This window comes from Streptomyces sp. NPDC005202, assembly GCF_040608235.1.
Classification (GTDB): Bacteria; Actinomycetota; Actinomycetes; order Streptomycetales; family Streptomycetaceae; genus Streptomyces.
Genome location: NZ_JBEXHW010000006.1, coordinates 36,829 through 49,155, shown reverse-complemented (window position 1 = coordinate 49,155; position 12,327 = coordinate 36,829). Strand labels below are relative to the sequence as shown.

The following is a 12,327-nucleotide window of genomic DNA, read 5'->3' as shown; positions in this document are numbered from 1 at the left end:
GACGATGAGTCAGGCGCAGGACCACGGGCAGGCGGGGGCCTCCGGGCCCGCCGTGCCGCAGACCCGCACCGCACGGCACCGCCGGATCGTGGACATCCTCAACCGGCAACCGGTGCGCTCGCAGAGCCAGTTGGCGAAGCTCCTCGCCGACGACGGGCTGAGCGTCACGCAGGCGACGCTCTCGCGGGACCTGGACGAGCTGAACGCGGTGAAGATCCGCAATACCGACGGCGACCTCATCTACGCGGTGCCGAGCGAGGGCGGTTTCCGCACACCGCGGGCCCCGCTGGGGGAGTCGGTCAAGGAAGAGCGGATGCGGCGGCTGGCGCAGGAGCTGCTGATCTCCGCGGAGGCCTCCGCCAACCTCGTGGTCCTGCGGACCCCGCCGGGGGCCGCGCAGTTCCTGGCCTCTGCGATCGACCAGGCCGAGCTGCACGACATCCTCGGGACGATCGCCGGTGACGACACGTTGCTGCTGATCAGCCGGGATCCGACCGGGGGGCAGGCACTGGCGGATCATCTGCTGCGGTTGGCGCAGAACGGCCACTGACGCAGCCGCGGGCGGCCGTGAGAGGCCGAGCCGGCCGTCGTGGTGATCTGCCGCTGTCGCGGACGAGTCCTCCATCGCCGCAGGCGGCGGGCACACACTTCTCCCATCACCTGAGCCCGGTGCGAACCGGTGGTCCTGCGGATGGATCGGGCGGGGAAACCGGCGGAGAATGGGAATGTGGTCTTCCGCAAAGGTCGGGCAATCCCCTGGCGTGGGCGGACCGTATATAGAGGTGTGCAGAGGTACCGGTTCCCGGTGGGCCGCCTCCCGGACGAAGCTCTGCTGTCCGGGCTGGCCACCGGTGATCCGGAACTCGCCGTCACCTTCGTACGGAGGTTCCAGCACAGGGTCTTCGGTGTCGCCATCGCCGTCACCGGGGATCCGCAGCTCGCCGAGGACATTGCCCAGCAGACGTTCGAGCGTGCGTGGCGTCATGCGCAGATCTACGACTCGCGCCGCGGTTCGGTGACGACCTGGCTGACGACCATCGCGCACAATCTCGCCATCGACGCCGTCCGTGCGCGGCGGATGGAGCCGGTGGCGCCCGAAGACCTCGACGCGCTCCTCGATGTCGTCAGCGAGACCCCCGAGCAGTGGGCGCTGGCGGACGAGGCCTCGTCCCGGCTGCGGGCCGCCGTGGCGCAGCTGCCGAGGGAACAGGGCCGTGCTCTGGTGATGGCGGGCATCTACGGTATGACGGCCCAGCAGATCGCCGACTGGGAGAAGATCCCGCTGGGTACCGCCAAGACGCGGATCAGGACCGCGATGGGAAAGATGCGCAACACACTTGCGTCTCCGAAGCGAGGCGACCATGTCCAGTGACGTGACCTGCGAGAAGCTGCGGGAGATCGGCGCCGAGCTGGCGCTGGGCGTGCTGCCCGGCCGGGAGCGGGCCGAGGCGGTCGCGCATCTGGACCGGTGCGCGGACTGCCGGGAGTACGTCGAGCATCTGACGTTCGCCGGCGACAGGCTGATCGGCCTGCTGCCGTGCAGCGAGCCGCCGGTCGGGTTCGAGAGCCGGGTGGCGCGCAGCCTGGGCCAGGAAGCGATGGCGCACGAGAGGCGCCTGTACGCCGGTGGGCCGGGCCTCGCGCACAAGGGCTTCCGCAGCCGCGCCCGCAGTGCCCGGCTGCGGGCCGCGTCCGTCGTGGCCGCGCTCGGACTCGCCGTCGGGTTCGGCGGCTGGGCGATCGGCACCGCCATCGAGAACGTCACGGCCTCGACCTCCCCTGCCGTGGAGGCCGCAACGGGCCTGTTGGTCGGAGAGCTGACCTCGGCCAGGGGCCACGGGCAGCCTGCGGGCGAGATCTACGCCCACCCCGGGGACCCCGGATGGATCTACGCGTCCGTCGACCTCGCCGCTTCCGGCACCCCGTACAGCGGCAAGGTGTCCTGCCTCCTGGAGCGCTCGGACGGCAGCACCGTCCGCGTCGGCAGCTTTGCCCTGCACGAGGGACGCGGTGACTGGGGCGCGCCGGCACCCGTCAACCCCTCGGCGCTCTCCGGCGCCAGCCTGACCTCGTCCGACGGCACCGTCCTCGCCACGGCCCACTTCCGGACCGATCGGCAGGCATGAACCCCGCACCCCCCGCCACGGCCTCAGGCGCGGGCGGTGCGGCGCCACGAGCCGGGCAGCGCCGCGTCGAGGGCCGCGGCCAGTTCTGTAACCGTGGGCCGGGACGAGGGATCGTCCCGAAGGCAGCCGTCGATGGCAGCCGCGAGGCCGCGGGGCAGACGCCGCCGCGAGCCGATCGGTGGGGCGTGCCCTGCCAGCTGCGGGTACCAGTCGACCTGGCCGCCCGTGGCGTTGCCGTCGCCCGCCTCGTCCGCAGTCCCGCCGGCGCAGGGCTCGTCCCCGGTCCCGCCGCGGTCGAACGGCACGTCACCGCTCGCGACCTCGTACAACGTGATGCCGATGCCCCACACGTCCGCGGCCGCCGTCAGCGGCCCGCCGCGGGCCTGCTCCGGAGCGAGATAGCAGAACGTGCCCAACCCCGCAGGCGCGGGCCCGGGCGGCCGCGCGACGCTCAGGTCCAGCACCTTCGCATGACCGCAGTCCACCACCACGTTGGACGGCTTGAGGTCCAGGTGCAGCAGGCCCTGACCGTGGAGGTAGTGGATCGCGGAACACAGCTGGACCCCGAGAAGTGCCACGTCGGCGGCGGCCGGCCGGCGCCGCAACCGGTGAACGAGGTGGGACAGCGTTTCACCGGTCAGCGTCTCCAGGGCGACGAGCGGCTCGGGCGACTCGAAGGTCTCGTAGCCACGGACCAGGTGCGGATGGGCGAAGGTCCGCAGCCACCGGCCCTCGCGCAGCAGCCGGCGGCACAGCCGCTCCTCGCCCCGGCGGTCGGGACGCACCACCTTGATCACGCAGCGGCAGTCCCGTTCCTCGCTCCAGGCGTCGTAGACGTCGAGCCAGCCGGTGCGCGTCAGATGAGCCAGGACCTCATAGCCCGGGACCGGTCTCGTGCCCGGTGCCAGGTGCGGAGCCGGCTGCGCCGCGGCGTCACTCACGACAGCACCGTCCCCGGCGGCGTGGCCCCGGCCGGGGCGCGACCGGTCATGGCGTTCAGGCGGTGGAGCCGGGCGTACGTCCCGCCGCGCTCGAGCAGGTCGTCATGGGCGCCGCGCTCGACGACCCTGCCGTGGTCGAGCACCACGATGCGTGTGGCGTCCCGGACGGTCAGCAGATTGTGGGAGATGACGATGGTGGTCCGCCCGGCCATGAGCCGGCGCAGCGGGTCCATGATCCGCCGGCCGGACTGGACATCGAGCCCGGTGGTCGGTTCGTCGAGGAGGAGCACGGGCGCGTCCCTGATCATCGCGCGTGCGATCGCCAGGCGCTGGCGCTGTCCGCCGGAGAGCGTCCGGCCGCGCTGGCCGACCATCGTGTCGTAGCCCTCCGGGAGCAGCTCGATGAACTCGTGCGCGTCCGCGGCGCGCGCCGCCGCGACGATGTCCGCCTCCGTCGCCTCCGGCCGGCCGTAGGCGATGTTGTCCCGCACGGTGCCGTGGAAGACGAGCGTCTCCTGCAGGACCACCGCGACGCTCTCCCGCACGTCGGACAGGCACAGGTCCCGCAGATCGGTCCCGTCGAGGCGGACCGCTCCCTGGTCGGGGTCGTAGAAGCGCAGCTGCAGCTTCGCGACCGTCGACTTGCCGGCCCCGCTGGCCCCGACCAGCGCCAGCGTCTGGCCGGGCGCCACGTGGAACGACACCTCCGACAGCGCCCAGCACGACGTACCGGGATAGCGGAAGGAGACGCCGTCGAACTCCACATCCCCGCGCGCCCGGCCGATCCGCCGGGCGTCGCCGGCCTCGACGACCTGCGGCTGCTGGTCCAGCAACTCGATGATCCGTTCGGCCGAGGCGGACGCCGCGTAGAAGGTGGTGCCGAGGTGGGAGAGACCCCGGACCGGACTGTAGAGCTTGCTGATCAGCGCCAGGAAGACCAGCAGTCCGCCCAGCGTGAGCTGTCCCTGGGCCAGCTTCCAGGTGCCCAGGCCCATGACCACGAGGGCGCCGGACACCTCGATGACCTCGACGACGGGTCCGTAGACGGCGCGGATCCGCGCGGAGGCCATCGCCGCCCGGAACCTGCCGACGTTCTCCCGTTCGAACCGGCGCTCCTCCCACCCCTGCCGGTTGTACGCCTGCACCAGGGCGACGTTGCCCAGCGACTCCTCGGCGATCGCGCTGAGCGAGCCGCTGCGGCGCCTGCGCTCCCGCGACGCCTCCTTGATCAGCCGCGAGAAGTGCAGGGCGGCACCCCAGAACAGCGGCACGATGACGAGGGCGCAAAGGGTCAGATCCCACCGCAGGTAGAACAGCAGACCGAGGAAGACGCCCAGGCGGATCACGTAGTAGAGGGCGTCCGCCACTCCCGAGAGCAGGAACGTCTCGACCGCGTCGACATCGCCCGTGACACGCGACAACACGTCCCCGAGCCGGCGGCGTTCGAAGAATCCGAGCGACAGCCCCTGGACGTGCCGGAACACGTCGGAGCGCAGAGCCAGCAGGAAGCGTTCGCTGACCCACGTGGACGTCACGTCGTCGGCGAACCCCAGAATGCCGGAGCCGATGATGAGCCCCAGATAGGTCGGTGCGATCCACAGGAACGGTCTCAGATCACGGGGGACGAGCACGTCGTCCACCACGATCTTGAAGAGCCAGATCTCCGCGGCGTCGACGGCGGGGCCGATCAGACTGAAGAGGACGACAGGAACGAGCCAGCGCCGGCCACCGCGGGTGTAGGGCCAAAACCGCCGGAACACCTCGCGCGGAGGCACCGGGGGCGCGGCTGCGACCACAGCGTCGGAACCCTCGTCCACCGACAGCAGACGCCGCAGGACATGCACCATGGCATGCGTTCCTCGTGGATCGACGGCGAAGCGGACCGGGTCCTCCGCTCTCCGGTCCGCTCAGCCTTCCTGTGCGGTCAGTCGCGGCCGTGGCCGCGGCCGTGGCCGTGGCCGTGGTCGTTGCCGTGGTCGTCGCCGTTACGGTGCCCGTGCCCCGAGTCATTGTTGCCGCGGTGCGATGATTCGTTCCCGCGGTCCCGGCGGTTGGCAGGAATGAGATTGCTGAAGATCGCCATTACGTTCCTCCTGAAACTTGCTGCACATGGGATACGTCCCAGGGCGGAAGTTGGATGGCGTTCCGAGGTAAAAAGGGAAAAATCGTTCGCGGTGTCGGCGAAAGCCTCGACGCCGTTCAGCCCAGCCGCGCCGCCAGCCCCCCGGTGCACCGCACTTCGTCGCCCGCCGTGATCAGCAGTGCCTCCACGTCCGGCAGGGACTCCAGCCAGGCCAGCCCCTCCCGCGAGCCCATCGCGAACGCGGCCGTCGCCCAGCAGTCCGCCCAGGTCAGACGAGGGGCCACCACGGTCACGGCCACCAGGTCGGTCACCGCGGAGCGGCCCGTGCGCGGGTCCACGATGTGCGCACCGCGCTCCGCCGTCCCGGAGGTCGCCACGGCCAGTTCCTCCGCGCCGGCCGCCGAGACCACCGCCGCGAGCCCGCCCGGACGGAGCGGATCCGACACTCCGACCCGCCACGGCCGCTGCGGCTCGGGCGCGCCGAGCAGCTGGACGTCCCCGCCGCCGTTGACGCTGACCCCGCTCACCCCGGCCGTCGCGATCCGCCGGGCCGCCCGCTCGGCCGCCCAGCCCTTGACGATCCCCGTCGGATCGAGCTGCCCCTGGTACCGCAGGCTGAACCAGCCGTCGCTCACCCGCTCGACCTCGGCCCCGAGCGCGAGCACCTCGGCGACCTCGGGGTCGCACTCCTCGACGGTGAGTTCGCCGCGCATCAGCCGGGAGATCTGGCTGTCGTCGCGGTAGGTGCTGAACACCTCGTCGACCCGGTGCAGCCCGGCGACCGCCTCGCGCAGCGCCGCCTGCACGGCACGGGGTTCCCCGCCGCGGACGTCGAAGGAGAAGACGGTCCCCATGACCTCCTCCGCATGACGCACCGCGGCGGGAGCTTCCGCCGACTCGGCCACGGCCTCAGCCACCGGCCTGGTCCAGTGCCGACTGCAGCGACTGCTTGTACCCGCTGCTCGTGTACGTCGCCCCGGACACCGCGTCGATGTGCGCGTTGCCGGCCGCCACCGCCTCCTGGTTGAGCTTGGGGACGGCCAGGGCGGTCTTCTGGTCGCTGACGCCGCCCTTGGGCGCCTGCACCGCCTCCGCCTTGGTGATCTTCCCGTTGCTGACCGTGATCCGGACCTGGACCGGCCCGTACTGGGTCTGGGCGACCTTGCCGGTGACGGTACGGGCCCGGGCGGCACCGGAGCCGGACGCCGAGCCGCCGCTGCCGCTGCCGCTCTGCGACGAGGAGCCGCTCGCCTTCACCTTGTCCAGTGCCGACTGCAGTGACTGCTTGTACCCGCTGCTCGTGTACGTCGCCCCGGACACCGCGTCGATCTGCGCGTTGCCGGCCGCCACCGCCTCCTGGTTGAGCTTGGGGACGGCCAGGGCGGTCTTCTGGTCGCTGACGCCGCCCTTGGGCGCCTGCACCGCCTCCGCCTTGGTGATCTTCCCGTTGCTCACCGTGAGACGGACCTGGACCGGCCCGTACTGGGTCTGGGCCACGTTCCCGGTGACCGTGCCGGTCCCGGCGGCCTGCGCGCCGCCCTGCGGCGACTCCTGCGCCGCCGCGGTCTGCTGCGGTGCCGCGCCGCCCGCCGCCGACGCGGAGGCCGGGTCGGACGTCGGCTTCAGCGACAGCAGCAGCACGATGCCGGACACGGTGGCGGCGCCCGCGAGCACGGCACGCCGGATGGGGTGGCTCTTCCTCATCGCTCCTGAGCTCCTGATTTCCCGTGAGTCGGTAGGTCCCGAACGTTCCCGTCGCTCACATCTCGAACGACTCGTGATGGATGCGGCGGGCGGGAACTCCCGCGCCGCGCAGTGCTTCGTACACCGACTGCGCGAAGCCGGGTGGCCCGCACAGGAAGACGTCGTGGTGGTCGATGTCGGGGATCTTCCGCTGCAGGGACTCCGCGGAGATGTCGGGCCGCTCCCCGTCCGGGCTGTTGACCGCGTACATCAGCCGGGCCCCGCGCTCGTCGGCGATCTTCGCCAGCTCGTCCCACAGGGCCAGGTCCTGGGTGCTGTTGGCCCGGTAGAGCAGGGTGATGTCGCCGGCCGCGCCGGGCAGCGTCTCGAACAGGGCCCGCATCGGGGTGATCCCGACGCCGCCCGCGACCAGCAGCACCTTGCCGCGGCTGCGCCGGGCCGCCGTCAGCGCCCCGTACGGGCCCTCCGCCCACACCCGGGTGCCGGGCGTGAGCTCGCGCAGCCGGGCGCTGTGGTCGCCGATCGCCTTCACGGTGATGCGCAGCAGGTCCGGGCGGGGGGCCGCCGACAGCGAGTACGGGTGCGAGCTGAACCGCATGCCCGGTGCCAGGAACCGCCAGCGGAAGAACTGACCGGCCTCCGCGCCGATGCGGTGCAGCTTCTTCCCGCGGATCAGCACCGACACGATCCCCGGCGTCTCCTCGATCACCGCCTCGACCCGCATGCGGTGGCGTATGTTCAGCCGGATCGGGGTGAGGATCCGGTACCAGATCACCAACGCGGTCACCGCGCCGTACAGCCCGTACCAGAAGGTCTTGGCGGTCGGCTCGACGGCGAAGTCGTTGCCGGTGCTGATCTGGTGCCAGAACGTCAGGAACACCGCCACGTAGGTGAACAGGTGCACGTGGTACCAGGTGTCGTACGGCATCCGGCGGCGGATACCGCCGATGGAGACGAGCCCGATGAGCAGCAGCAGACCGGTGCCGATGGCCGCCTTGCCCATATCGGGCAGCTGGTTGATGGAGTCGATGGTCTGCTGGACGATGTCGCCGAGCGACTTGCCCGCCTGCAGCGCGTAGCCCCACATGGTGAGGAAGACGTGCGCGATGACCAGGCAGAGCGTGTAGCGGCCGCTCATGGCGTGCCAGCGGGCCACACGGTCGGAGCCCACCCGGCGTTCCAGGGCGGGCACGCGCGCCATCTGCAGCACGACCAGCGCCATGAGGTAGCCGGCGAGCAGGCCGGTGATCCGGCCCGCGTTGAGGATCTTTCCGTTGGTGTCGGCGATGGACGGGGTGTTCATCCACCACAGCCAGATGACGCCCGCCGCGCCCGCCCACACGGCGAGCAGCAGCGGGACGGCGGGGGAGCGGCGCGGGCGGATGCGACGCATCGTCTGGCGCCGGGCGGCGCGGCCTCCTGCGAGCGTGGTGGTCACGGTTCCTCCGTGGACGGGGGCAAGGGGGGTGGTGGCGTGGTCCCTTGGCCCAGAGATACGTGCCACGGCGGCCGAGCGTTCAGAGTCCTGTCGTATCCAGTGCGGACTGGAGTGACCGGCGGTAACCGTCACTGGTGTACGTCGCTCCCAAGACCGTGTCGATGCTGGCGCTCTGCGCGGTGAGGGCCTCGCTCCGCAGCCGGGGGATCGCGTAGCTGTTGATCTGCTGGTCCCGCGGGTTCTCCGAGGGGTAGGCGACCGCGGTGACGTCAGTGATCCTGCCGTTCTTCACGGTGATCCGCACCTGGACGGGGCCCCAACGCGTCTGAACGGTCTGCCCGGTGACGGTCCTGGTGCCCGTGCTCTTCCCGCTGGAGGACGACCCGCCGGACCCGCCGGACCCGCCGGAACCGGCCGCGGCACCCGAGCTGCTGGACGGGGCCGGGGCAGGGGCCGCGGCGATCTCCGGCGGGGTGTGCGGCTTCAGCGACAGCAGCATCACGAGCCCGGAGACGGTGGCGGCACTCGCCAGCACGACGCGGCGCAGCGGACGGTTCTTCTTCAACGCGTGCAACAGGGCCTCACAGCTCGAACGACTCGTGGTGGATACGGCGGTCCGGCACCCCGGCGGCGCGCAGCACCTCGTACAGGTCCTGGGCGAAGGCGTGCGGACCGCAGAGGTACACGTCGTGCCCGGAGAGGTCGTGGACGGCCCCCCGCAGGGACTCGACGGTGAAGAGGGGGCGCTCCCCCCGCGGGCCGTTGAGCGCGTACAGCACCCGCGCCCCGCGCCACCGCGCGATGGCCTCCAACTCGCCGCCCAGGGCGAGGTCCTCCGCCGTGCGCGCCCGGTACAGGAGGGTGACGTCACCGGGCAGGGTCTCGAACAGCGCCCGCAGCGGGGTGATACCGACCCCTCCGGCGATCAGCAGCGACCTGTGCGCGGTGCGCCGGTCGGCGGTCAGGGACCCGTACGGGCCCCCGCCCACACCCGGGTGCCGGGCCGCAGCAGCGGGACGGCCGCGCTGTGGTCGCCGAGCGCCTTGACCGTGATGCGCAGCAGGTCCGGGCGGGGCGGCGCCGACAGGGAGTACGGCGTCGACGTCCAGCCCATGCCCTCGGCCAGGAACCGCCAGCGGAAGAACTGCCCCGGCAGAGCGCCGAGTTCGTCCAGCCGGCGGCCGCGCACGACGACCGAGTACACACCCGGCGCCTCCTTGTGCACCGAGTCGACCCGCAGGCGGTGCCGCAGGTTGAGCCGCACCGGGGCCAGGATCCGGAACCACAGCACCAGGGCCGCGACGCCGAGGTACAGCGCGTACCAGGCGGCCGTGGCCACCGCGTGCCCGTTGAACTCGTTGCCCAGCGCCGGCTGGTGGCCGAAGGCGAGGAAGACGGCCGCGTACGTGAGCAGGTGCACGTAGTACCAGAACTCGTGGCTGGTGCGGCGGCGCACGGCACGCGCCGAGGTGGTGCCGACCGCGAGGAGGACGACCGTGCCGGCGGTGGCCTTCAGCATCTCCGGGTAGTCCAGGACCACCGTCACCGCCTCGTGCCGGATCGGGGCGTGGTCCTGGGCGGCGTAGCCGGCGAGGATCAGCACGACGTGCGCGACCAGCAGACAGACCGTGTACCGGCCGGCCATCGCGTGCCAGCGGGCCACCCGGTCCGAGCCGACCCGCCGCTCCAGCAGCGGCACGCGGGCCATCAGCCCGACGAGTACCGCGCAGGCGTACCCGCACAGCAGCCCCGCGATCCGTCCGGCGCCGGTCAGCCAGCCCGCGGCCCCCACGACCGACGCCGTGTCGTACCACCACAGGGCGACCACCGCGGCGGCCCCGGCCCACAGTGCCGCGAGCACGGCTCCCGCCGGGGAGCGCCTGGTGGTCAGTGGTACGGGCGGTGCCGCCCGCCGCTCGTACACCGTCGTCATGGGTGTGCGTCCTTTCGCCTGTCCGGGACGCAACTGTGCGGGGCGAACCTCTGAGAGCGCTCTGAAACCCGGGATCCGCGCGGCCACCTCACAGGCAACTCAGAGCGGCCGCTCACGGCAACTCAGAGCGGCCGCTCACAGGAAACTCAGAGACGGGCGTCGCGGAGAGGTCGCGCGGCGGGAGATGCTGGAAGGGTCATGAACGCACCCCGCCCCTCTGTTTCCGCCCTGGCCCGCCCCCGCCTCCCCGCCCTCGCCCGCCCCGACGGCACGCCCGTGCGCGTGCTCGTCGTCGACGACGACCCGGACCTCGCCGAGGTGCTCTCCGGCGCCCTGCGCTACCAGGGCTGGGAGGTGCGCACGGCGCGCGACGGGGCCTCGGCCGTCGCCGAGGCGCGCGACCTGCTGCCCGACGCGGTCGTCCTCGACGTGATGCTCCCGGACACCGACGGCTTCGCCGTGCTGCGCTCGCTGCACGAGGTGAAGCCGGATGTCTGTGTGCTGTTCCTCACCGCGCGGGACGCGGTGGAGGACCGCATCGCGGGAATCACCGCACGCCGCGACCGCCACCCGGGTCAGCGAGCTGCCGCTGGCCAGCGGTGAGGTGGCGCTGTCGCCGCGGGCCCCGGAGTCCGACCCGCGCGGCGAGGTGGGCCGGGTCGCCGCCGCCTTCAACCGGATGCTCCACCACGTCGAGGACGCGCTCACCGAACGGCACGCCGGCGAGGAGCGGCTGCGCAGCTTCGCCGCCGACGCCAGCCACGAGCTGCGCACCCCGGTCGCCTCGGTCCGCGGCCACGTGGAGCTCGCGCTGCTGCACCCGGGGCCGGTGCCGCCGGAGGTCACGCGCGCGCTGGAACGCATCGCGGCCGAGTCCGCCCGCATGGGCGAGATGGTCGACGAGATGCTGCTCCTCGCCCGCCTGGACGCGGGCCGCCCCCTGGAACGCCGCCCGGTCGACCTCACCCGCCTGGTCCTGGACGCGGTGGCCGACGCCCGCGCCGCGGGCCCCGAGCACCGCTGGACGCTCGAGCTGCCCGAGGAGCCGGTCACCGTGACCGGCGACGCCCACCGGCTCCAACAGGTGTTGGCCAACCTGTTGGCCAACGCGCGTTTGCATACACCCGTTGGCACCAAAGTGACGGTGACCTGAGAGCGACAGCGCGACGGCCACTGTCCACGTGCACGACGACGGCCCCGGCGTCCCGGAGGAGGTCCAGCCCGGCGTCTTCGAACGCTTCACCCGCGCCGACCGCCGCCGCACGGAGGCCCCGGGCGGCGGCGGAGCGGGCCTGGGCCTGTCCATCGTGGCGGCGGTGGCGGAGGCGCACGGGGGCAGCGTGGGGCTGGACAGCCGATCGGGATCGACGACGTTCACGGTGCAGCTGCCCGTGGGCACCGTCAGTACCGAGTGATCGCCGTCGCCCCTCCCGCCGTCCCGATCGCGATGTGCGGCCGACGCGCGGGGTCGGCCCACGCAAGGATCCGCCGCATGGCCTCCTCCGGCACCGACACGCAACCGGCCGTCGTCCCCCGCCCGTTGACGTGCAGGAAGATGCCGGCGCCGCGACCGCGTACCGGACGCTGGTAGTTGAAGCCGATGACGAGTGCGTGGGCGTACTGCGTTGCGTACGTGATGAGGTGCTCGGACTCGGCGGCCCGGCAGTCGGACGGGCGGGGCTCGGTCCAGCGGTTGTAGGAGTGGGAGTCGTTGTCCTGGCACCACCAGGAGTCCTCGTGCACCCGCCGGTACGGGACGCGCGTCCCGCCCGGCGCCGCCTTGGTGCCGAAGGCGAACGGCAGGTCGTACAGCCCGGCCGGCGTCGTGTTCGTCCCCTGCCTGCGTGACGCCCCCTCGACCAGTCCCCCGGCGCCGAAGCGGGCCGGTGCCGAACCGGTCCGCACCCACTGCCCGTCCCGCCGGTCCCACCAGGTGACCGTGCCCGACGGGGCGTCAGCCCGCGGCGCCTCGGCCGTGATCAGCTGGGTGCCGCCGCCGGTGTCCGTCAGCCGCGCGGGCAACGGCGGCTCGCCGCCGGGCGCGGCACCGAGCGTGAAAAAGGAGACGGACACGAGGGCGGTGACGACACCAGGGCGCATGC

The 12,327-nt window shown here is 72.4% G+C and carries 11 protein-coding genes and 3 pseudogenes; 5 read left to right on the top strand and 9 right to left on the bottom strand.

Annotated features, from left to right (window positions below):
• Nucleotides 1-4 precede the first annotated feature (4 nt).
• The 3 genes from ABZV31_RS12870 to ABZV31_RS12860 all read left to right on the top strand — a co-directional run bounded on the left by ABZV31_RS12870 (nucleotide 5) and on the right by ABZV31_RS12860 (nucleotide 2,126).
• Nucleotides 5-550 (top strand): arginine repressor, encoded by a 546-nt coding sequence (locus ABZV31_RS12870; RefSeq protein WP_355892009.1) that lies wholly within the window; start codon nucleotides 5-7, stop codon nucleotides 548-550.
• A gap of 234 nt (nucleotides 551-784) precedes the next feature.
• A complete protein-coding gene (locus tag ABZV31_RS12865; RefSeq protein WP_355892006.1) occupies nucleotides 785-1,372 on the top strand; it encodes an RNA polymerase sigma factor in 588 nt (195 codons plus the stop codon).
• Nucleotides 1,362-2,126 carry a zf-HC2 domain-containing protein gene (locus ABZV31_RS12860; protein ID WP_355892003.1) on the top strand — a complete coding sequence of 255 codons (765 nt, stop codon included), beginning with the start codon at nucleotides 1,362-1,364 and terminating at the stop codon, nucleotides 2,124-2,126. The genes ABZV31_RS12865 and ABZV31_RS12860 overlap by 11 nt, the downstream gene beginning before the upstream one ends.
• Before the next feature lie 23 nt (nucleotides 2,127-2,149).
• On the opposite strand, the gene ABZV31_RS12855 is transcribed toward ABZV31_RS12860, so the two are convergent.
• The 8 genes and pseudogenes from ABZV31_RS12855 to ABZV31_RS12820 form a co-directional block, all read right to left on the bottom strand.
• Nucleotides 2,150-3,067, bottom strand: coding sequence for a serine/threonine-protein kinase (locus tag ABZV31_RS12855; protein ID WP_355892001.1), 918 nt, complete (start codon nucleotides 3,065-3,067; stop codon nucleotides 2,150-2,152).
• Nucleotides 3,064-4,914: an ABC transporter ATP-binding protein gene (locus ABZV31_RS12850; RefSeq protein WP_355891998.1), complete on the bottom strand. Its 1,851-nt coding sequence runs from the start codon at nucleotides 4,912-4,914 to the stop codon at nucleotides 3,064-3,066. Before ABZV31_RS12850 ends, ABZV31_RS12855 begins: the two co-directional genes overlap by 4 nt.
• A gap of 77 nt (nucleotides 4,915-4,991) precedes the next feature.
• Complete coding sequence (locus tag ABZV31_RS12845; RefSeq protein ID WP_355891995.1) at nucleotides 4,992-5,150, bottom strand: hypothetical protein; 159 nt, start codon at nucleotides 5,148-5,150, stop codon at nucleotides 4,992-4,994.
• A 116-nt stretch (nucleotides 5,151-5,266) separates the two neighbouring features.
• Nucleotides 5,267-6,004 (bottom strand): FAD:protein FMN transferase, encoded by a 738-nt coding sequence (locus ABZV31_RS12840; RefSeq protein WP_355892440.1) that lies wholly within the window; start codon nucleotides 6,002-6,004, stop codon nucleotides 5,267-5,269.
• Between the two features lie 55 nt (nucleotides 6,005-6,059).
• Nucleotides 6,060-6,854, bottom strand: a complete 795-nt coding sequence (locus ABZV31_RS12835; protein WP_355891992.1) for an FMN-binding protein — start codon at nucleotides 6,852-6,854, stop codon at nucleotides 6,060-6,062.
• 55 nt (nucleotides 6,855-6,909) lie between these two features.
• Complete coding sequence (locus ABZV31_RS12830; RefSeq protein WP_355891989.1) at nucleotides 6,910-8,292, bottom strand: ferredoxin reductase family protein; 1,383 nt, start codon at nucleotides 8,290-8,292, stop codon at nucleotides 6,910-6,912.
• Nucleotides 8,293-8,371: 79 nt separating this feature from the next.
• On the bottom strand, nucleotides 8,372-8,866 hold the full coding sequence (locus tag ABZV31_RS12825; protein ID WP_355891986.1) for an FMN-binding protein: 495 nt from the start codon (nucleotides 8,864-8,866) through the stop codon (nucleotides 8,372-8,374).
• A gap of 7 nt (nucleotides 8,867-8,873) precedes the next feature.
• Nucleotides 8,874-10,225, bottom strand: a pseudogene (locus tag ABZV31_RS12820) (ferredoxin reductase family protein).
• A gap of 198 nt (nucleotides 10,226-10,423) precedes the next feature.
• Between ABZV31_RS12820 and ABZV31_RS12815 the strand changes: the two are divergent.
• Nucleotides 10,424-10,780: pseudogene (locus ABZV31_RS12815) on the top strand (response regulator); the annotation flags it as partial.
• A gap of 1 nt (nucleotide 10,781) precedes the next feature.
• Nucleotides 10,782-11,640, top strand: a pseudogene (locus tag ABZV31_RS12810) (HAMP domain-containing sensor histidine kinase); the annotation flags it as partial.
• Here ABZV31_RS12810 and ABZV31_RS12805 read toward each other — a convergent pair.
• Nucleotides 11,627-12,325 (bottom strand): L,D-transpeptidase family protein, encoded by a 699-nt coding sequence (locus ABZV31_RS12805; RefSeq protein WP_355891983.1) that lies wholly within the window; start codon nucleotides 12,323-12,325, stop codon nucleotides 11,627-11,629. The pseudogene ABZV31_RS12810 and the gene ABZV31_RS12805 sit on opposite strands and share 14 nt — an antisense overlap.
• Between the last annotated feature and the right edge of the window lie 2 nt (nucleotides 12,326-12,327).